Raw genomic sequence first — 20,477 nt, 5'->3', positions numbered from 1 at the left:
GAACCGGTCATTCTTAACAACACACAGCGGCGCCGCAGCAACACACAGAGCGCCGGGGAGACACACTCATGCAGCCAGACCCGCGCCAGCCGCGCCACTATCCGCCATCACCACACGAGGTGTACCTGTTCGCCACCTGCCTGGTCGACCTGTTCGTGCCGCAGGCGGGGCTCGACGCGGTGCGCCTGCTGGAGCGGGAAGGCTTGCTGGTGCACTATCCGCGCGGCCAGAGCTGCTGTGGCCAGCCCGCCTACAGCAGCGGCAACCCGGAACAGGCGCGTGCCGTGGCGCGCGCCCAGCTCGACCTGTTTGCGCAGCCCTGGCCCGTGATCGTGCCGTCCGGTTCCTGTGCCGGCATGATGCGTCACCACTGGCCGCAGCTGTTCCAGGACGACCCGGTGGCCGGTCCCAAGGCGCTGGAACTGGCCGAGCGCGTGTACGAACTGAGCGAGTTTCTTGTCTGCGTGCTGCAGCTTGACCTGGCGGGCCTGGCCCTGGCCGGCGCCGGGCAGGCCGATGAAAACGTGGTGCTGCATACCTCGTGCGGGGCGCGCCGCGAAATGGGCACGCGCACCCACGGCGTGGCGCTGCTCGACGCCTTGCCCGGCGTGACGCGCGTCGAACACCAGCGCGAATCGGAATGCTGCGGCTTCGGCGGCACGTTTTCACTAAAACATCCGGACATTTCTGGCGCCATGGTCAGCGACAAGATCGCTTCGGCCTGCGCCACGGGCTGCGACCGGCTGGTCTCGGCCGACTGCGGCTGCCTGCTCAATATCGGCCACGCCGCCCAGCACCAGGGCGCGCCGCTGCCCGTCGAGCACCTGGCCAGCTTTTTGTGGCGCCGCACGGGAGGCGCGCCATGAGTACGGCATTGACTGCCCGCGAACGCATGCTGGGGCGTTTGCGCGCCGCCGCGCCCTCGGCGCCCGAAGCGGTGGATACCATCGATACGGCCATCGACAATCACTACCAGGCCCGTCGCGCTGCCGCGCCGCTGCCGGCACGGCACAGGATAGCCGCCATGCAGGCAGCCTTGCGCGCTGCGCACGCGGAAGTCGACTGCGTGAGCGCGGATGCCTGGCCGGCCCTGCTGGCGCAGCGCCTCGGTGAACACGGCGTGCGCCGTTTGCTGCTCGATACCGGCAGCGCCGAAGGGCAGGCCTTGCACGCCGCCTTGCCGCAGGGCGTGGCAGCGCTGTCTTTTGACCGTCCGCTGGCGCAGTGGAAGGGAGAGCTGTTCGACACCGTCGACGCGGGGTTGACCGTCGCGCGCTCCGGCATCGCCGCCACGGGCACCCTGGTCATCGCGCCCGATGCGGCCACGCCGCGCACGGTGTCCTTGGCGCCGCCCTTGCACATCTGCCTCGTGTATGCGAGCAGCCTGCACGTGGACTTGCACGCGGCGGCGCGCGCCGAACGCTGGGCGGACGGCATGCCGGCCAACCTGGTGCTGGTGTCGGGGCCCTCGAAAACGTCGGATATCCAGCAAACCCTCGCGTATGGCGCGCATGGCCCGCGCTGGCTGTGGGTATTGATCATCGACGACTTGCCAGCCCACGAAGGAGGCCAGCCATGAACGCCAAGCCCCTGCAATTCGTCAAGCCGGCGGACTTTCATGCGCGCGCCCGCGCCGCGCTGGACGACCCGAAACTGCGCCAGAGCTTTCGCGGCGCCATGGATTTTTTACAGGACAAGCGCAGCGCCCAATTTCCCGACGGCGACGAGCTGGAACGCCTGCGCGACATCGGCGAAGCCGTACGCCGGCACGCGCTGGCGCGTCTGCCCGATTTGCTGGTGCAGCTGGAGGAGCGGCTGACAGCGACCGGCGTGCAGGTGCACTGGGCCGAGGATGGCGAGCAGGCCAACGCCATCATCCACGCCATCGCACAGCGCAACCAGGCGACGCGCTTCATCAAGGGCAAGTCGATGGCCAGCGAGGAAATCGAGCTCAATCACTACCTGGAAGCGCGCGGAATGCGCTGCCTGGAGTCGGACATGGGCGAGTACATCGTCCAGCTGGCAGGCGAAAAGCCGTCGCACATCGTCATGCCGGCGATCCACAAGACCAAGGCCGACATCGCCGGCCTGTTCGCCGAGCACATTCCCGATGCGCCCTACACGGAAGACGTCGACAGCCTGATCCAGACGGGCCGACGCGCCCTGCGCCAGGCTTTCGTTGAGGCGGACATCGGCCTGTCGGGCGTGAACTTTGCGGCGGCCGACACGGGCACCCTGTGGCTGGTGGAAAACGAGGGCAATGGCCGGCTGACGACGTCCGTGCCGGAGGTCCACATCGCCATCATGGGCATGGAAAAAGTGGTGGCCAAGCTCGAACACATCGTGCCGCTGGCCAGCCTGCTGACGCGTTCGGCGACGGGCCAGGCCATCACCACGTATTTCAACCTGATTTCCGGCCCGCGCCGCGCCGGTGAACTAGATGGCCCGCGCGAAGTGCATCTGGTTTTGCTCGACAACGGCCGCAGCCAGGCCTATGCCGACGAGCAGCTGCGCGCCACCCTGCAATGCATCCGCTGCGGCGCCTGCATGAACCACTGCCCCGTCTATACGCGCATCGGCGGCCACGCTTACGGCACCACGTATCCGGGACCGATCGGCAAGATCATTTCGCCCCACTTGCTGGGACTCGCCGCGACGGCGGACCTGGCCACCGCATCGAGCCTGTGCGGCGCCTGCGGCGAAGTGTGCCCCGTGCGCATCCCGATTCCGCAGCTGCTGGTGCGCCTGCGCACGGAGGCGAACCGCAATCCTGACGAACAGGTGGCGCATCCGCTGCGCGGGCAGGGGGCCAAGTTCAGCCGCGGCGAAAGCCTGATCTGGCGCTTCTGGAGCGGCGCCTTCGCGCGCCCCGCCAGCTACCGCCTGTTCCGCTGGGTCGCCACGCGGCTGCGGCTGCTGACGCCGCGCGCGCAACTGGGCTGGACGCAGCACCGCAAGCCTTTACAACCGGCGCCGCGCAGCCTGGCCGACCTGCTCAACGCACGGGGGCAGGAAGAATAGCGACGCCCCCCCATACCGCAAAAAACACGCTGCACACAATTACATCAAAAGCCGTTTTTTACTTAACCCGCATCCACCGGAGGAGACCCGACATGCAAACCTGGACCCAACTTTATACACCGCTCGGCAGCTTGTGGCTGTCGTCGCTGGCGGCAGCCGTGCCCATTATTTTCTTCTTCATCGCCCTGGCGGCGCTGCGCATCAAGGGCCATGTGGCGGCCGCCGTCACCCTGGCGCTGGCGCTGGCGGTGGCCATCTTCGCGTATGGCATGCCCGTGCCGCAGGCGCTGGCGGCGGCCGGCTACGGTTTTGCGTATGGCTTGTGGCCCATCGCCTGGATCATCGTCACGGCCGTCTTCCTGTATAAAATCGTCGTCAAGACAGGTCAGATCGAGATCATCCGCGCCTCCGTGCTGTCGGTGACGGACGACCAGCGCCTGCAGGTGCTCTTGATCGGATTTGCCTTCGGCGCCTTTCTGGAAGGGGCGGCCGGCTTCGGCGCGCCTGTGGCCATCACCTCGGCCTTGCTGGTGGGCCTGGGCTTCAATCCGCTGTATGCGGCGGGCCTGTGCCTGATCGCCAATACGGCGCCCGTGGCCTTCGGCGCCATGGGCATTCCCATCATCGTGGCGGGCCAGGTGACGGGCATCGACCCATTCCTGATCGGCGCCATGGCGGGCCGCCAGTTGCCGTTGCTGTCGCTGCTGGTGCCGTTCTGGCTGGTCTTCATGATGGATGGTTTGCGCGGCGTACGCGAAGTGTGGCCGGCCGCCCTGATGACGGGTTTGAGTTTTGCCGTGACCCAGTATTTCACGTCGAACCATATCGGCCCTGAACTGCCGGACATCACCTCGGCCCTCGTCAGCCTGGTCTCGCTGACCCTGTTCCTGAAAGTGTGGCAGCCGAAGAATGCGAAAGTGGCGCATGCCGTCGGCGGCGGCACGGCCGCGCTGTCCGGTTTTGGCGGCGCGGGTGATGCTGCGGACCTGCGCGGCGGCGGCAACCGCGCCGCCTCTCCCTACACGACGGTGCAGACCATGCGTGCCTGGGCGCCGTTCGGCCTGTTGACGGCCATCGTCACCGTGTGGAGCCTGCCCGGCTTCAAGGCGCTGTTTGCCGCTGGCGGCGCGCTGTCTGGCCTGGTCATCAAGATCCACGTGCCCTATCTCGATAAACTGGTGATGAAGACGATGCCCATCGTGGCGGAGCCGAAGGCGTATGACGCCGTGTTCAAGCTCGATCTGCTGTCGGCCGTGGGCACGGCGATCTTGCTGACGGCCGTATTGTCGATGCTGATGCTGCGCATGAAGCCGCGCGATGGCGTCAAGGCGTTCGTGGAAACCGTGGTGGAATTGCGCCGTCCCGTGCTGTCGATCGGCCTGGTGCTGGCGTTTGCCTTCGTTGCCAATTACTCGGGCATGTCGTCCACGCTGGCCCTGCTGCTGGCCGGCAGCGGCGCCGCCTTCCCGTTCTTCTCGCCGTTCCTGGGCTGGCTGGGCGTCTTCCTGACGGGTTCCGACACGTCGTCGAACGCCTTGTTCTGCTCCCTGCAAAACACGACGGCGCACCAGATCGGCGTGTCCGACACCTTGATGGTGGCGGCCAATACGACGGGCGGCGTGACGGCGAAGATGATCTCGCCCCAGTCGATCGCCGTCGCCTGCGCGGCAACGGGGCTGGTGGGCAAGGAATCGGATCTGTTCCGCTTCACCTTGAAGCACAGCCTGTTGTTTGCCGTGATCATCGGCATCATCACCATGCTGCAAGCGTATGTGTTCACCGGCATGATCCCGCATTGAGCGGTCCGTAGAAGTACGTAGTAAAACTAGATGAATTGATAGTAAAACGTGCAGACGGTCATGAAAATGACCTGATGCATTGCAACATAGCGAGCAGGGCCCGGCGCAATGCCGGGTCTGCGGCGATGCCGTCCGCATCGAGTCCCGACCCCAGCAGGGGCAGGCTGATGCAAGCCTCGTCGATCAGGCGCGCCGACATGGTGCGCACCGTTTCGCGCAGGGCCGCCTGCGCGTGCGTGGCGCGCGGCGAGGCGTTCAGCAGCACCAGCGGCTTGTCGATGAACGATTCATTTCCCACCATCCAATCCAGCGCATTCTTCATGGGCCCGCTCACGCCGTGCGCATATTCGGGGCTGGCCAGCATCAGCACGTCGGCCGCCAGGATGGCGTCGCGCAGACCCGTCACGGCGGGCAGGCTGTCGGCGTCGAGGTCAGGATTGAACAGCGGCAGCTCACCGAGTCCCGGATGGATGCGGATGTCGAATGACGGCGGGGCAAGCCGGGCAATGGCGCGCAGCAGGGCGGTGTTCAGCGAGGCGGCGCGCAGGCTGCCGGCGATGGCGAGGATGGTAATGGGCGTTTGCATCCCGCCTGTATAGCCCATCCTGTGCTCAAGCGCAAGGCGAGCAGGATGGCGCTATCGATGTTGCAACAGCCGATGACGGGCTGTGATGAGTGGCTGGGTATTACGGCACTCTTAACGGCTCAGACCGCTCATCCAGCTTGGCTGCGGGTTGGCACGGGCCAGTTCGCGCATGCGGTATTCCAGATCGTAACGGTCGGTCGATTCGGCCAGGTAGGCTTCTTCGTAAGCGCGCTCGCGGCGGTCGCTGCTTTGGTTCAGCCAGGCACCGACGCGTTTTGCGGCGTGGACCAGGGTGGCGACGATATTGCTGTTTTGCGTGGTGTGGTAAGTAAATGCGGTAGACATGGCAGACTCCTTATGTGGCGTGCCGCGTTGTGCTGCACTGCAATATAAGTATAGCGACTCCAAGTTATAAGGCTACTTTTGATTTCAAATGTCAGCTATTCAATTTTGAAATAACAGCCGGGAAAGCTGCGCAATACGGGGCTTTAAGGCATAATGCGGGCGCAGTATCGTAGTTTTACTACAAGACTGTTTTGCCCCGAATGTTGTTTTCAGACGCAGCCCGCAGGCATGCCGCGCCTACAAGACGTCATTCTGGCGAGAAACGGTCGGCCGTGCGCCTGCCGCGCGCAAGAAGCGCCAAGCCTGCCCCATTTCGTTGATGGCAGTCATGGCCCACGCTGATATCTGCGTGGCGCTTGCGCGTCCTGGTGCTGCCCGGGTGGAAACGCTTCCATGCCTGGCAAGATCAACTTGGAATTGAAAAATGGAGAAGGTATGGAATACGTAAAGCAAGGCCAGGGCGTCCAGTCCGCGCAGGCCGGCACGCAAAACAATACAGGCGCCCTGATCATTGTCACGGTCCTGTTTTTCATGTGGGGACTGCTGACCTCGCTTAATGATGTGCTGATTCCCCATCTGCGCTCGATCTACACCTTGACCTATGTCCAGGCGATGCTGGTGCAGTTCTGCTTCTTTGGCGCCTACGCCATCGTTTCGCTGCCCGCCGGCATGCTGATCAAGAAAATCGGCTACCAGCGCGGCGTCGTCGCCGGCCTGCTGATCGCCGCCGCCGGCTGCGCCATGTTCTACCCGGCCTCGACCGGCAGCTATGCGCTGTTCCTGTTGTCCTTCTTCATCCTGGCGGCCGGCATCACCGTGCTGCAGGTGGCCGCCAACCCGTACGTGACGGAACTGGGCGACCCGCAGACGGCGTCGAGCCGATTGACCCTGACGCAGGCGTTCAATGCGCTGGGCACCACCGTGGCGCCTGCGCTGGGCGGCATGCTGATTTTGTCCGGCACCGTGCTGACGGTGCAGCAGTTCGACCTGCTGCCGGCGGCCGAGCAACTGGCCTACCGCGCCAAGGAAGCCGCTTCCGTGCAAGGCCCGTACCTGGTACTGGCCGCCACCCTGGTGATCCTGGCCGTGCTGTTCGCGCTGGCCAAACTGCCGAAGATTTCGCATGCCGACGATGCGGCCGCCCTGGCGCAGGACGGCAACAAGGTCTCGATCTGGTCGCACCGCCACCTGGTGCTGGGCGCGCTGGCCATCTTCCTGTACGTGGGCGGTGAAGTGAGCATCGGCAGCTTCCTGATCAACTTCCTGGGCGAGAGCCACATCGCGGGCCTCAGCCACGCCGACGCCGCCTATTTCGTCAGCTATTACTGGGGCGGCGCCATGCTGGGCCGCTTCGTCGGCTTTGCCGTGATGCGCTATGTCAGCCCGGGCAAGACCCTGGCCTTCAACGCCGCCGTCGTCATCGCGCTGATCCTCGTCGCCGTGTTCTCCAGCGGTCACACGGCCATGTGGGCATTGATCGCCGTCGGCTTGTTCAACTCCATCATGTTCCCGACCATCTTCAGCATGGCCTTGAACAAGCTGGGCGCGCAAACGGGGCAAGGTTCGGGCATCCTGTGCATGGCCATCGTCGGCGGCGCCATCGTGCCGTTCATCCAGGGCTTCCTGGCCGACCACATCAACCTGCAACTGTCGTTCCTCGTGCCGGCCCTGTGCTACACGTTTATTTTGTACTTCGGCTGGAAGTACGCCAGCATGTACAGCGACGACGCCAAGTAAACAAGGTAGCGTTATCAACATAAAGGGTGGCCTCGGCCACCCTTTTTTACGTCAGTGCGCGAATTGCGTGCCCAGCACGTCCTGGCACACCTCGAGCCAGGCGCGCGCCGCGTGCGACAGATAGCGCCCGCTCCAGACGTGCGCCACCTGCCACGCCACTTCCGGCTCGACGATGCGCACCGTCTCCAACGGTTCGCCGGCCAGGCGGTGGATGAACGGCTCGGGCAGCAGGGCCACGCCCAGGCCGGCCGACGCCATCGCCACCAGCCAGTCCCACTGGCCGCTCTGCGCGGCGATGGTTGGCGCGAAGCCCGCCTGCGCGAAATGCTGGCGCAGGCTGCGCGTCAGGGCGAAATCATCTTTCAATAACACCAGCGGCAAGTCTGCCAGCGCCTTGAAGGGCAGCGTCGTGCGGTTTTTCTGGAACGTGCCCGGCTCGGCCAGGGCCCAGATCGGGTAGCTGGCCACTTCCACGGCCACGAGGTCGAGTTCCGGGTCTGCCGGCAGCACCGTCATGCCGATTTCCAGCTCGCCGGCCGCCACCTTGCGTTCGATCTGCTGGCCCGTGTCTTCCTGCAGGGTCAGGCTGATGTGCGGATGGCGCGCGCGGAAGGCTTTTAATACAGGGGTAAACAGCACATTGATCATGGGCGGGATGCCCACCGTCAGGCTGCCGCGCTGCAAGGCCTGGGTGTCGCGCACTTCCAGGGTCAGCTGGCGCATGTTTGCCAGCATTTCCTGGCCGTGCTGGTAGACGATGCGGCCCGTGTCCGTCAAGGTCAGCTTGCGCCCGTCGCGCACCAGCAGCTGCGCGCCCACCTCGTCTTCCAGCTGGCGCACCATCTTGCTGATGGTCGACTGGGTCAGGTGCAGCGATTCGGCCGCCTGCGTAAAGCTCGACAGGCGCACGGTTTCGACGAAATAGCGCAGGGAACGGATATCCAAGAGGGTGCTCGGCAGTGGCGCGACATGAAAATATCGACTGGATGTGGCGAAATTAATTCATGCCATGCATGTAAGCGGGATTTTATACTGAAACCACTTATGGGGTTGGTGTATGACAGCCATCCAGTTTGAGAATATTAAGAATATCAGGAGCATCACGATGTACGAGGACCGTATCCGCCACCCAGGCTTGCTCAGCAAAATCATGAGCGCCGACGAGGCAGCCAAATTGTTCCACAGCGGCATGCGTGTCGGCATGAGCGGCTTTACCCGTGCCGGCGACGCCAAGGCCTTGCCGCGCGCCCTGGCCGAGCGTGCCCTGCAAGACCCCTTGAGCCTGACCCTGATCACTGGCGCTTCGCTGGGCAATGGCAGCGACGGCCTGATGGCCGAAGCGGGCGTGCTGGCGCGCCGCATGCCGTTCCAGGTCGACCCTGTCTTGCGCGGCAAGATCAACAAGGGCGAAGTCATGTTCATCGACCAGCATCTGTCGGAAACGGCTGAGCAGCTGCGCTCGGGCAACCTGGCTGCCGTCGACATCGCCGTCATCGAAGCGACGGCCATCACGGCGGCCGGCGCCATCATCCCGACCATGTCGGTGGGCAACTCCGCCGCCTTCGCCCAGCAGGCGAAGCAAGTCATCATCGAAATCAACCTGTCCACGCCGCTGGCGCTGGAAGGCTTGCACGACATCTATATTCCGCATACCTTGCCGGGCCGGGAACCGATACCCCTCACGCGTGTCGACCAGCGCCTGGGCAGCACAGCCATCGCCATCGACCCGGCCCGCATTGCCGCCATCGTCATCACGGACAGCCCCGACAGCCCGTCGAACGCCTTGCCGCCCGACGCGGAAACGCAGGCGATCGCCAGCCATGTGATTGCCTTCCTCGAAGGCGAAGTGGCGGCCGGGCGCATGGGGCCGGAATTGCTGCCGCTGCAGGCGGGCATCGGCACCATCGCCAACGCCGTGCTGCACGGCCTGATCGGTTCGCCCTTCCAGAACATGACGATGTATTCGGAAGTGCTGCAGGACAGCGCCATCGAACTGCTCGATTCGGGCCAGCTGGCGTTTGCCTCGGCTTCGTCGATCACCCTGTCGGCCGCCGTGCACCAGAAGCTGATGGACAATATCGACCACTACCGCTCGAAAATCGTGCTGCGCCCGCAAGAGATCAGCAACCACCCGGAAATCGTGCGCCGCCTGGGCATCATCGCCCTGAACACGGCGCTGGAGTTCGATATCTATGGCAACGTCAATTCCACGCACGTGTGCGGCACGCACATGATGAACGGCATCGGCGGCTCGGGCGACTTCGCGCGCAACGGGCAAGTGTCGATGTTTGTGTCGAAATCGGCGGCCAAGGGCGGGCGCATTTCCAGCGTCGTGCCGATGGTCTCGCATGTCGACCATACGGAGCATGACGTCGACGTGCTGGTGACGGAGTGGGGCTATGCGGACTTGCGCGGCCTGGCGCCGCGCGAACGGGCGCCCTTGATCATCGAGCGCTGCACGCATCCCGCTTACCGCGATCAATTGCGCGCGTATTACGACGCGGCATGCCAGCGCGGTGGCCATACGCCGCACATCCTGGAACAGGCGCTGTCGTGGCATACGCGCTATCAGGAAACGCAGAGCATGCTGGCAGCGCAGTAGTTTGCGTCAGCGTAAACACAGGGCAGGGCGGTGCGGCACCGCGCCTGCCTTTTTCACAATTCAATACATATGCAGCGCCTTGGCGCCCAGGCCCAGCAGGGCAAACGTGGTGGTGGCCTGGATGCCCATGAACCACAGGAAGTGAGTGTGCATGTGTTTGCGGATGTCGCCCAGTTCCGTGCGCAAGGCGTGGCAGTCGCCGCGCAGGTCGCCGCGAAATTGCGTCAGGTCGGCCCGCAGCAGCTGCGACTCGTCGCGCAATTCCGCACGCACGTTGTCCAGGCCTTCGCCAAGACGCTGTTCCAGGGTCTTGAACCATAGCCGGTCATGTTCCCGGTCCGTTTCCAGTTTTGTCAGGCGCGCTTCCATGCGTACAGCATTGTTCGCGCTTTGCTGTTTGTCAAGCCGGTCCGTGGCATAGGCTTCGTTCATCTCGCACTCCTTCGCGCGAGCCGCGCTGCACCAGCGCAGGCGGCGTCACCCCACTGTCCGCCTTTTCCGTCCGGGCGGTTTGCGCTGGGTCAAACGTCACGAGGACGGTGCAAAGCGCAGGCGGATGCCTGCCGTGACGACAGCGAGCAGGTCGTCGATATGTGCGTTCATTTCCAGGTGCGGCGTCCATGGGTCGCCCGCATCCATGACGATGCGCAGGGAAACGAGGCCGTGCAGAGACTGCCAAAAGATTTGCGTCATCGTGTGCAGCGCCGGCTCGTCCTGGCGTACCTGACCCGCCTGCGCCAGTTCGCCGAACAGGTGCAGCGCGTAGGCATACGGGTCTTGCTCGATATTGCCGTGTTCCACTTCGACGGCGTCGACTTCCGCGTGCGGACGCAGCTCCATGAAGATCAGCGAATACTCGTCCGGATGCTGGAAGCCGTACTCGATGTAGGCGCGGCCGACCAGGCTGATGCGTTCCCATGGGTCCATGCTGTTGGCGCAGGCGGTGCGCATGGCGCGTACCAGTTCCAGCAAATCCTTGTCCATGGCCTGGGCGATCAGGGTGGCCTTGTCGCGGAACAGGGCGTACACGACGGTGGTGGAAAATCCTGCCGCCTCGGCCACCTTGCGGATGGAGACGGCGCGCGCGCCACCCTTTTTGATGAGGTCTTTGACGACGTCGATGATGTGTTCGCGCCGCGCCTGCGCCTCGCGCAACTTTCTTTCCTGAATATTGGTCAACTTCTTGTCCACGACTCTTTCCTGGCGACTCTATGAAAGCAGGAATTATAGGGGCGCGATGGCCCGCTAATGTGTCTGGCATTGTTACAATTCAGTTTTTTGTCCGGTGGATGCGACAGTAGACCGATTTTTCGCGCTTTTGACCCCCGCTTTTCCATCGATGCCCCGGAATGGTGCACGAATCGGCCGGCCAGGCTTTGCGAACGGGGACAAAGGGCGGAAAATAGAGGGATAGCTTACACTGCGTTTAGCGCAACGGCGGCCGCCCGCGAGGCGACGCCGGCACACTTACATTCGGACGGGATCATTACATGACCATTAAAATCAGCCAGAACTTCGACTCGGGCGCCATCGACGTGGTGAGCGCCACCAGCGCCGGCGCCATCGACCTGAACTTGCGCAAGGATAGCCACGCCGACATCCACCAGTGGTTCCACTTCCGCCTGCAGGGCGCGCGCGGCCAGGCATGCACGATGCGCTTCCTGAACGCGGGCCAGGCCACCTATCCGGCCGGCTATGAAGACTACCAGGCCGTGGCCAGCTACGACAGCGAAAACTGGTTCCGCGTGCCGACGACGTTCGACGGCCAGGTCATGACGATCTCGCACACGCCGGAACTTGACAGCGTGTACTACGCCTACTTCGAACCGTACTCGTGGGAACGCCATTTGCGCCTGCTGGGCGAAGTGGCCGAGCATCCGCTGGCGCGCGTATCGGACCTGGGCAGCACTGTCGATGGCCGCGACATGAACATGGTTACCATCGGCAATCCGCAGGCGGAAAAGAAAATCTGGGTCATCGCGCGCCAGCATCCGGGCGAATCGATGGCCGAATGGTTCGTCGAAGGCTTGATCGACTCGCTGCTCGACGACGCCAACCCGATCGCACGCAAACTCTTGCAGCGCGCCGTGTTCCACATCGTGCCGAACATGAACCCGGACGGCTCGATTCGCGGCAACCTGCGCACGAATGCGGCTGGCGCCAACCTGAACCGCGAATGGATGACGCCATCGCTGGAATCGAGCCCGGAAGTGCTGTGCGTGAAAAACAAGATCCACGAAACGGGCGTCGACATGTTCTTCGACATCCACGGCGATGAGGCGCTGCCGTACAACTTTGTGGCCGGCAACGAAATGCTGGAAAACTTCACGCCGGCGCAAGCAGCGCACCAGAAAGCCTTTATCGAACGCTACAAGCAGGCCAGCCCCGATTTCCAGGATAAGTTCGGCTATGCCGCCAGCAAGTACAAGTCGGACATGCTGACCCTGGCGTCGAAATACATCGGCCACCACTTCGGCTGTCTGGCGCTGACCCTGGAAATGCCGTTCAAGGAAAATGCCGACTTGCCGGACCCAAGCGTGGGCTGGAATGGCGCGCGCAGCGCGGCCCTGGGCGCGGCCATGCTGCAGCCTATCCTGCTGTCGCTGGATTGAGCGGCGTTGATCATGGGCGTCGAGATCGAGCGTAAATTCCTGCTGCAAGGCGATGCCTGGCGCGGCCTGGGGCAGGCGGTGCTGCTGCGCCAGGGCTATCTGTCGTCCGCGCGCGAGCGCGTGGTGCGCGTGCGCATCGAGGGCGAACAGGCGATGCTGACCATCAAGGGTGCCAACGTGGGCGCGACGCGCGGCGAGTGGGAGTATCCGATCCCGCTGGCCGACGCCGTCGAACTGCTCGACGGCCTGTGCGAACAGCCGCTGATCGAAAAGTACCGCCACCGCATCGAACACGCGGGCATGGTGTGGGAAGTCGACGAGTTCCTGGGCGTCAATGCGGGCTTGCTCGTGGCCGAGATCGAACTGGCCTCGGAAGACCAGCCCTTCGAGAAGCCGGAATGGATAGGCGCGGAAGTGTCGGGCGATGCGCGCTACTACAATGCCAACCTGATCCGCCACCCGTTCTCGCAGTGGTGATAGTGTTTTAAATGACGTTGAAATGAAAAAGGCGGAACCGGGGTTCCGCCTTTTTTATGCGCCAACGCTGTTGTCGGATTACGCCGTTCCGGCTAATCCGACCTACGGCCTGCCTTTCAACCATTGTATCGACACCTATTGCATCGACACCTCTTCAAACCGTAGTCGGATTACGCCGTTCCGGCTAATCTGACCTACGGCCTATGCCGGCATCGTAGGTCGGATTAGCGCTGCGCGCGTAATCCGACAAGCCCGCATCAATGGAAATGCTCGGTGCCCTGCGGCGTATCTTCCGGCATTTCCGCATGCGCCAGCTCGCCGACCGGGTCGGCAAACAGGGGGGCGCCGCAGTCGTCGCAATACTCTCCGACAAAACGTTCCGCATGGCGCTTGATCTGCGTCACGCCGGCGGCGTTCAGGTGTTCGATGATTTCATCGACGGGCGTCTTTTGCTTGTCCAGCGCGGCGATGCCGACCTGGATCAGGCCTTCGATCGGCGTGCCATCCTCGTCTTCCTGGCCGTACAGGGGCCAGACGATGCCGTAGATGACGTCCGGCGCCTGGCGCAGGGTGAAGGCGATGCGGTACTCGTCGACCTGGCCGTCGGCCGCCTCTTCGCCGAAGCCGGCGATCACGGCGCGCAGTTCCGACGGTTCGATGGCCAGCGTGTGCGTCAGGTAGTGCACGGCGGCGCGCACGGACACGGGACGTATCAGCTTGTCCGCCTCGCGGCAAGCCACGTAGTACGCTTCCGGCAGCAGCAATTCCAGGCCGCAGCCGGGCAGCAGGCGGGCGATGGTCGGCGTCGCCTGCGTGCGCCATTGTTCCAGGGCGGCGCTGCGCTCGGCGATGAAGTCGAGCTGGCTCGAAGGCGTCTGCCAGCGGAACAGCGGTGCGCCGGCAGGGGCCACCACGGCCACCAGCAGGTAGCGCGTATCGGCCAGGAAGGGCGCCGTTTCCGCTTCTTTGCTGGAGGGCTTGACGGCCGTGCCCTTCAGGGCGGCCAGGGCCAGCTTTTGCGTCTTGGCATAGGTCTCGACGTGGCTGCGCGGCAACTGGTCGATCGAATACAGGGTGGGCGCCATGGCCATCTTCGTGCCGTCGGCCAGCAGGTGGGCGGCGAAATGTGCGGACAGCACGCCGTGCGCGTCGCCGGCCATGGGGCCAGAGGCGATGGAAAAACGCGTCCACGCAAGGATGGGCACGGCGACGAGCAGGGCGTCGTAGCGCACGTCTTCATGCGTGACGACGGTCGATTCGCTGATGGCTTCAACGCAGTCCATCAGCACGTCGTAGGCGTTCAAGTCTTCCTTGAACAGGCTGCCCAGGGTGTTGTCGATGGTGTCCTGGTGGCCGGTTTTGAGTAATTTCTGGAGCTGCGTATCCAGGCTGTGTTCCCAGGACCGCTCTTCGAGACGGCTGGCTGCCTGTACGATCGCCTGGGCAAAGGTGACCAGGCGCTGGCTGTCGGCAGTCAGTTTATGGGATGAATCTTTGGAAGGACGACGCATAGCGGGATAAGAGTCTCGGAAAGTGAAAAAAATGGATCAGTCAAACAATGATAAACCCTTATAACCGTATTGTAGAGGATTCAGCCGCACGCAATACGTAAGCTGTCCTTAGATCATGCCAATAGTCGAAATTTCAAGTCGGAACGGGGCGCAGGGGCGAAAAAAAGCGCCGGTCGAAACCGGCGCTTTGATCTTGCCTCACAGCTGGGCTGATTACTCTGCCAGCAGTTGACGCAGCACGAATGGCAGGATACCGCCATGCTTGTAGTAATCGACTTCGATCGGCGTATCGATGCGCAGCAGGACTTTGACTTCCTGGCTGCTGCCGTCGGCGCGGTGGATCACCAGGGTAGCCAGTTGCTGTGGCTTGATTTCGCCTTCGAGGCCTTTCAGGTCGAAGGTTTCATTGCCGGTGATACCCAGCGTCTGCACGCTGTCGTCGCCGATGAATTGCAGCGGCAACACGCCCATGCCCACCAGATTCGAGCGGTGGATGCGTTCGAACGAACGGGTGATCACGGCTTTCACGCCCAGCAGCTGAGTGCCCTTGGCTGCCCAGTCGCGCGACGAGCCCGTACCGTACTCTTCGCCGCCGAAGACCATGGTTGGCGTGCCTTCAGCAACATATTTCATCGCTGCGTCGTAGATCGACATTTGCTCGCCGGAAGGCTGGTGGATCGTGATGCCGCCTTCGACCGCCGAACCGTCCGCCTTGGCAGGGATCATGCGGTTTTTGATACGCACGTTGGCAAACGTGCCGCGCATCATGATTTCATGGTTGCCGCGACGCGAGCCGTAGGAGTTGAAGTCCGCTTTCAGGACGCCGTTTTCCTTCAGCCATTTGCCTGCAGGACCGTTTTCCTGGATCGAGCCGGCTGGCGAGATGTGGTCGGTGGTGATGGAATCGCCGAACACGCCCAGTGCGCGCGCGCCTTCGATGCCGGTGGCCACAGCCGCAGGCGTCATCGAGAAGTTGTCGAAGAACGGCGGTTCCGCGATGTAGGTCGATTTCGGCCAGTTGTAGACTTGGCCGGAGACGGTGGTGACTTTCTCCCACAGCTTGCCTGGCGCGCCCTTGACGTCGGCGTAGTTGTCCTTGAACACCTTGGCGTTCATGGCGAATTTCATCATGGCCGACACTTCAGCCGAGGTCGGCCAGATGTCGCCCAGGTAGACGTCCTTGCCGCCCTTGCCCTTGCCGACAGGTTCCGTCATCAGGTCGCGCGTCATGTTGCCGGCGATGGCGTAAGCGACGACCAGCGGTGGCGAAGCGAGGAAGTTCGAGCGGATGTTCGGGTGGATACGCGCTTCGAAGTTGCGGTTGCCCGACAGCACGGCCGAGGCGACGATGTCGTGCGTGGCAATCGCTGCGTTCAGCTCGGGCGTCAGGTCGCCCGCATTGCCGATACAGGTGGTGCAGCCGTAGGCGGTCACGCCGAAGCCCAGTTTTTCCAGGTAGGGCAGCAGGCCGGCGGCGGTCAGGTATTCGGTCACGACGCGCGAGCCGGGAGCCAGCGAGGTCTTGATGTGCGGCGCGACCTTCAGGCCGGCTTCCACGGCTTTCTTGGCCAGCAGGCCGGCAGCCAGCATCACGCTCGGGTTCGAGGTGTTGGTGCACGAGGTGATCGCGGCGATCAGCACGTCGCCGTTCGACACTTTCACGCCGTTCGTCGTTTCGTACACGGCAGCCAGGTCGGCCGGATTCTTGTTGAAGCCGTTTTCGGTCGTCGGCTTGGCGAACAGCTCGGCGAAGTTGGCCTTGACGTTGCCGATTTCGATACGGTCTTGCGGGCGTTTCGGGCCGGCCAGCGACGGAGCGACCGACGCCAGGTTCAGTTCCACCACGCGGGTGTAGTCGATGTCGCCCGCTTTTGGCACGCCGAACAGGTTCTGCGCCTTGAAGTAGCCTTCGAACGCGGCGATTTCAGCCTTGCTGCGGCCGGTGCCCTTGAAGTAGTCGATGGTCGCTTCGTCGACCGGGAAGAAGCCCATGGTCGCGCCGTATTCCGGTGCCATGTTGGCGATCGTCGCGCGGTCCGTCAGGGTCAAGGACTCAGTGCCTTCGCCGAAGAATTCGACGAACTTGCCGACGACTTTCTCTTTGCGCAGCAATTCGGTAATCGTCAGTACCAGATCGGTGGCGGTGCAGCCTTCGCGCAATGCGCCCGACAGGTTCACGCCAATGACGTCAGGCGTCAGGAAGTAGACCGGCTGGCCCAGCATGCCGGCTTCCGCCTCGATGCCGCCCACGCCCCAGCCGACCACGCCGATGCCGTTGATCATGGTGGTGTGCGAGTCGGTGCCGACCAGGGTGTCAGGGTAGTACACGTCGCCGGCTTTCTTGCCTGCGTGGTGCACGCCGCGCGCCAGGTATTCCAGGTTGACCTGGTGGACGATGCCGAAGCCCGGCGGCACGACGCCGAAGGTGTCGAATGCCTGCATGCCCCATTTCATGAACTGGTAACGCTCGTTGTTACGCGAGAATTCCAGTTTCATGTTCAGGTCCAGCGCTTTCTTTTCGCGGTAGTGATCGATGGTGACCGAGTGGTCGACCACCAGGTCGACCGGCACCAGCGGTTCGATCTTCTTGGCGTTGATGCCCATCTTGGCGGCCACGTTGCGCATCGCTGCCAGGTCGGCCAGCAGCGGTACGCCGGTGAAGTCTTGCAGCACGACGCGCGCCACTACGAACGGGATCTCGTCGGTGCGCTCGGCGGTCGGGCCCCAGCTCGCCAATTGCTTGACGTGTTCTTCGGTGACTTTTTTGCCGTCGCAGTTGCGCAATACCGATTCGAGCACGATACGAATCGACACTGGCAGGCGGGAGACATTGATGCCCAGGCTTTTTTCCAGCGCAGGCAGGGAATACAGCTTGCCCTTCTTGCTGTCCGAAATATTAAAGTCCTTGAGCGTGTTCAGAGTGTTGCGGGACATGACCTCTCCTTGTTGGGTATCGTCTATTATTGATTATTCAAATTACAAAACATGACTGAGCCCCCGAAGAGGCCCTTGCTACGCACATCAGCCGCCGGTCGCCGGCAGCACGCCCAGCGATGGCGCGGCTTCCACCACTGCCGCCGGCTTGGCTTGCTCCGCATCCTTGCATTCATTGGCCAGCTGGCGGCCCTGCTTGGAGTCGAGCAGCATGCCTTTGGCCGGGATGCCGATCCACACGAGACCATACAGACGGTTCTCGAAGCGGTTGGCGCCGGTGGTGGTGCCAACGCGGCTCAGGCGGTGCAGGCGCTTCTTCCAGCGCAGGGCGATGTGTTTGTCGTCAGTAGCATTGGTGTAGATGGTAATTTTATTACCAAGTTCACAATTGAAATCGGTGGAGGCCGAGCCTGCCGTGTTCGGTTCATCGGCTTCTTCCTTGTCGGCGACCGACATGGCGAGCGGATGGGCTTCCTTGGCGGCAGCTTTTGCCTTGGCGGCCTTGGCCTTTGGCTTGGCCTTGACGGCCTTGGGATTTGCCTCTGCCGTGGCGGCGAAGCTGGCTGGCGCCAGCGTGAGGGTCATGGCGCCCAGCGCGACGCTGCAGGCAATTGCTAATTTGGAGAGGGACATCGTGTAATTCCTGTCAGTTTTCAGTGGTGCTGGAAGAGGGGGTGTTGAGTAATGCAGCAGCCGCCTCGGGCAGGCCGAGGCCCGCCAGTTTGGCGCGTTGCAAAACGGTCCAATAATATCGGTAGCTGGCGCGGTCGTGCAAGCGGCCATTTTGCGCAATCGGCCCCCAGTTGGCGCGCAGCGCTTCGTTGAGGATGTTGCTGGCCTCGTTGACTTCGGACAGGCGCGGCGTAAAGGCCTTGATGATGGGCTTGATCTGGTCCGGGTGGATGCTCCACATGCGCGTGTAGCCGAACTCGGCTGTCGCGCGCTGGGCATCGTTGGCCACCACGGCCGAATCGCGCACGTCCGTCGTCACGTTATGCGACGCCACCTTGCCGTGCGCGTGGCAGGCGGCCGCCACTTCGAGCTTGGCGCGCACCACCAGCGGGTGCGTGAACTGGCCCGGCGTGCGCATGGCGGCGGCGGGAATGGCGCCGTAATGGGCCGAGACGAAATCCATGATGCCGAAGGACAGGCATTCGACCTGGGGCAGGGCGGCGATCGCATAGGCGTCGCGCAGCGCGCCGTGCGTTTCGATCAGGATGTGCACGGGCAGGTTGTCGCGGCCGGCGCGGCGCGCGTGCAGGTTGATCAGGTCGATGGCCAGCATGGCGTCCTGCACGCCGGCCACCTTGGGCACGGCGATGTAGGCCAGGCGGGATGCGGCCGTGCAGATGATTTCCACGTCGCGCGCGAAAAACGCGCTGTCGACGTCGTGCACGCGCACGCCGATGCGGTTGAACTGGTTGTCGTCGCTGGCCAGCAGGCCGGCGATCATCAGGGCGTGGGATTCTTCATTGCCGGCGCTGGCGCCGTCTTCGCAGTCGAACGTGATGTCGAACAGGGGACCAAGCTCTTGTTGCAAAGCAATCGATTTACGCATCAGCTTTTCAGAGCCGGCGTAGTGGTCGCAAGCGGCGAGCAACAGCGGCTGGCGTTTGCCTTGGAATAAAACCTCGGAAGGGTGCATGCTTAAGGCATTTCTGCAGGTAAAGACTACTTGATAAAACAGCCGCGCCGCGAATCTCGCGGGGCGGCCTTCGTGGCGGGCGGCACGTTTGCGCCGCGCCGCCAGAACTGGACTTAGGCCAGCAGGTGTTTCACGCCTTCGCGCTCTTCGGTCAGTTCTTTCAGGGTCAGGTTGATGCGCTCTTGCGAGAATGCATCGATTTCCAGACCTTGAACGATCGTGTACTCACCGTTGTCGGTGGTGACCGGGAAGCCGAACACGGTGCCTTCCGGGATGCCATACGAGCCATCCGAAGGAACGCCCATGGTGGTCCACTTGCCGTTCGTGCCCAGCATCCAGTCATGGATGTGGTCGATGGCGGCGTTCGCTGCCGACGCTGCCGACGACAGGCCGCGCGCTTCGATGATGGCCGCGCCGCGCTTGCCGACGGTTGGCAGGAACACGTTGGCGTTCCATTCCTGGTCGTTGATCAGGTCTTTCACAGCCTTGCCGTTGACGGTGGCGAAGCGGTAGTCGGCGTACATCGTTGGCGAGTGGTTGCCCCACACGGTCAGCTTTTCGATGTCTTTCACGGCGGTGCCGGTCTTGGCAGCGACTTGCGACAGCGCGCGGTTGTGGTCCAGGCGCAGCATGGCGGTGAAGTTTTTCGCCGGCAGCGATGGCGCCGATTTCATGGCGATGTAGGCGTTGGTGTTGGCAGGGTTGCCGACCACCAGCACTTTGACGTTGCGCGAAGCGACGGCGTCGAGCGCCTTGCCTTGCACCGTGAAGATCTGCGCGTTCGCTTCCAGCAGGTCCTTGCGTTCCATGCCTGGGCCGCGTGGACGCGCGCCAACCAGTACGGCCACGTCGACATCCTTGAAGGCGGTCAGCGGATCGGAGTGGGCGGTCATTTCCGTCAGCAGCGGGAAGGCGCAGTCGTCGATTTCCATCATCACGCCCTTGAGCGCCTTCTGGGCTTTTTCGTCCGGGATTTCAAGCAGTTGCAAGATGACAGGCTGGTCTTTGCCGAGCATGTCGCCATTGGCGATGCGGAACAACAGGGCGTAGCCGATCTGGCCGGCGGCGCCGGTCACTGCAACACGCATTGGGGTTTTAGCCATGATGAATCTCCAAAAATGGGAAAGAAAACGGGCTTGAAGCTGGGCTTACGCTTATCCGGAAAAACTATAATGATACCAAAACCGGCCCGCGCCACCGAATTGCTG

The 20,477-nt window shown here is 63.1% G+C and carries 18 protein-coding genes; 8 read left to right on the top strand and 10 right to left on the bottom strand.

Features of this window, described 5'->3' with window-relative positions:
- Positions 1-68 precede the first annotated feature (68 nt).
- The 4 genes from AC1RBA_RS08140 to AC1RBA_RS08125 all read left to right on the top strand — a co-directional run bounded on the left by AC1RBA_RS08140 (position 69) and on the right by AC1RBA_RS08125 (position 4,820).
- A complete protein-coding gene (locus AC1RBA_RS08140; RefSeq protein WP_492417557.1) occupies positions 69-866 on the top strand; it encodes a (Fe-S)-binding protein in 798 nt (265 codons plus the stop codon).
- The gene (locus AC1RBA_RS08135; RefSeq protein ID WP_492417555.1) at positions 863-1,579 is read left to right on the top strand and encodes a LutC/YkgG family protein; all 717 of its coding nucleotides are present in this window, start codon (positions 863-865) and stop codon (positions 1,577-1,579) included. The genes AC1RBA_RS08140 and AC1RBA_RS08135 overlap by 4 nt, the downstream gene beginning before the upstream one ends.
- Complete coding sequence (locus tag AC1RBA_RS08130; protein WP_492417554.1) at positions 1,576-3,021, top strand: LutB/LldF family L-lactate oxidation iron-sulfur protein; 1,446 nt, start codon at positions 1,576-1,578, stop codon at positions 3,019-3,021. The genes AC1RBA_RS08135 and AC1RBA_RS08130 overlap by 4 nt, the downstream gene beginning before the upstream one ends.
- A 92-nt stretch (positions 3,022-3,113) precedes the next feature.
- Positions 3,114-4,820, top strand: coding sequence for a lactate permease LctP family transporter (locus AC1RBA_RS08125; protein WP_492417552.1), 1,707 nt, complete (start codon positions 3,114-3,116; stop codon positions 4,818-4,820).
- A gap of 58 nt (positions 4,821-4,878) precedes the next feature.
- Here AC1RBA_RS08125 and AC1RBA_RS08120 read toward each other — a convergent pair whose 3' ends face one another.
- Both AC1RBA_RS08120 and AC1RBA_RS08115 read right to left on the bottom strand, forming a co-directional pair.
- Positions 4,879-5,406, bottom strand: a complete 528-nt coding sequence (locus AC1RBA_RS08120) for an NADPH-dependent FMN reductase (protein WP_492417550.1) — start codon at positions 5,404-5,406, stop codon at positions 4,879-4,881.
- A gap of 111 nt (positions 5,407-5,517) precedes the next feature.
- On the bottom strand, positions 5,518-5,751 hold the full coding sequence (locus AC1RBA_RS08115; RefSeq protein WP_080698581.1) for a DUF3563 family protein: 234 nt from the start codon (positions 5,749-5,751) through the stop codon (positions 5,518-5,520).
- Positions 5,752-6,186: 435 nt separating this feature from the next.
- Between AC1RBA_RS08115 and fucP the strand changes: the two genes are divergently transcribed.
- Positions 6,187-7,488, top strand: a complete 1,302-nt coding sequence (gene fucP / locus AC1RBA_RS08110) for an L-fucose:H+ symporter permease (protein ID WP_070290605.1) — start codon at positions 6,187-6,189, stop codon at positions 7,486-7,488.
- Between the two features lie 51 nt (positions 7,489-7,539).
- On the opposite strand, the gene AC1RBA_RS08105 is transcribed toward fucP, so the two are convergent.
- Positions 7,540-8,433 carry a LysR substrate-binding domain-containing protein gene (locus AC1RBA_RS08105; RefSeq protein ID WP_230542190.1) on the bottom strand — a complete coding sequence of 298 codons (894 nt, stop codon included), beginning with the start codon at positions 8,431-8,433 and terminating at the stop codon, positions 7,540-7,542.
- A gap of 160 nt (positions 8,434-8,593) precedes the next feature.
- Here AC1RBA_RS08105 and scpC point away from each other — a divergent pair, with 160 nt between their 5' ends.
- The gene (gene scpC, locus AC1RBA_RS08100) at positions 8,594-10,090 is read left to right on the top strand and encodes a succinyl-CoA:acetate CoA-transferase ScpC (RefSeq protein ID WP_492417548.1); all 1,497 of its coding nucleotides are present in this window, start codon (positions 8,594-8,596) and stop codon (positions 10,088-10,090) included.
- 60 nt (positions 10,091-10,150) lie between these two features.
- On the opposite strand, the gene AC1RBA_RS08095 is transcribed toward scpC, so the two are convergent.
- Positions 10,151-10,522: a hypothetical protein gene (locus AC1RBA_RS08095; RefSeq protein ID WP_070219183.1), complete on the bottom strand. Its 372-nt coding sequence runs from the start codon at positions 10,520-10,522 to the stop codon at positions 10,151-10,153.
- Positions 10,523-10,618: 96 nt separating this feature from the next.
- On the bottom strand, positions 10,619-11,281 hold the full coding sequence (locus AC1RBA_RS08090) for a TetR/AcrR family transcriptional regulator (protein WP_070219184.1): 663 nt from the start codon (positions 11,279-11,281) through the stop codon (positions 10,619-10,621).
- A 299-nt stretch (positions 11,282-11,580) separates the two neighbouring features.
- Here AC1RBA_RS08090 and AC1RBA_RS08085 point away from each other — a divergent pair, with 299 nt between their 5' ends.
- Positions 11,581-12,702 carry a M14 family metallopeptidase gene (locus AC1RBA_RS08085; protein ID WP_128142384.1) on the top strand — a complete coding sequence of 374 codons (1,122 nt, stop codon included), beginning with the start codon at positions 11,581-11,583 and terminating at the stop codon, positions 12,700-12,702.
- Between the two features lie 12 nt (positions 12,703-12,714).
- The gene (locus AC1RBA_RS08080) at positions 12,715-13,179 is read left to right on the top strand and encodes a CYTH domain-containing protein (protein WP_492417545.1); all 465 of its coding nucleotides are present in this window, start codon (positions 12,715-12,717) and stop codon (positions 13,177-13,179) included.
- Between the two features lie 257 nt (positions 13,180-13,436).
- On the opposite strand, the gene AC1RBA_RS08075 is transcribed toward AC1RBA_RS08080, so the two are convergent.
- The 5 genes from AC1RBA_RS08075 to AC1RBA_RS08055 all read right to left on the bottom strand — a co-directional run bounded on the left by AC1RBA_RS08075 (position 13,437) and on the right by AC1RBA_RS08055 (position 20,372).
- Positions 13,437-14,690 (bottom strand): DUF2863 family protein, encoded by a 1,254-nt coding sequence (locus tag AC1RBA_RS08075; protein WP_070219186.1) that lies wholly within the window; start codon positions 14,688-14,690, stop codon positions 13,437-13,439.
- 213 nt (positions 14,691-14,903) lie between these two features.
- The gene (gene acnA / locus AC1RBA_RS08070) at positions 14,904-17,624 is read right to left on the bottom strand and encodes an aconitate hydratase AcnA (RefSeq protein WP_070219187.1); all 2,721 of its coding nucleotides are present in this window, start codon (positions 17,622-17,624) and stop codon (positions 14,904-14,906) included.
- Between the two features lie 87 nt (positions 17,625-17,711).
- On the bottom strand, positions 17,712-18,257 hold the full coding sequence (locus tag AC1RBA_RS08065; protein ID WP_070219188.1) for a hypothetical protein: 546 nt from the start codon (positions 18,255-18,257) through the stop codon (positions 17,712-17,714).
- 13 nt (positions 18,258-18,270) lie between these two features.
- A complete protein-coding gene (locus tag AC1RBA_RS08060) occupies positions 18,271-19,269 on the bottom strand; it encodes an HpcH/HpaI aldolase/citrate lyase family protein (RefSeq protein WP_070219189.1) in 999 nt (332 codons plus the stop codon).
- 113 nt (positions 19,270-19,382) lie between these two features.
- The gene (locus tag AC1RBA_RS08055; RefSeq protein WP_070219190.1) at positions 19,383-20,372 is read right to left on the bottom strand and encodes a malate dehydrogenase; all 990 of its coding nucleotides are present in this window, start codon (positions 20,370-20,372) and stop codon (positions 19,383-19,385) included.
- Positions 20,373-20,477 lie beyond the last annotated feature (105 nt).

Source organism: Janthinobacterium sp. GW823-FHT03B06 (assembly GCF_058796955.1).
Note: the sequence above shows the minus strand (reverse complement) of the source record. Positions and strands in the feature narration are given on the sequence as shown.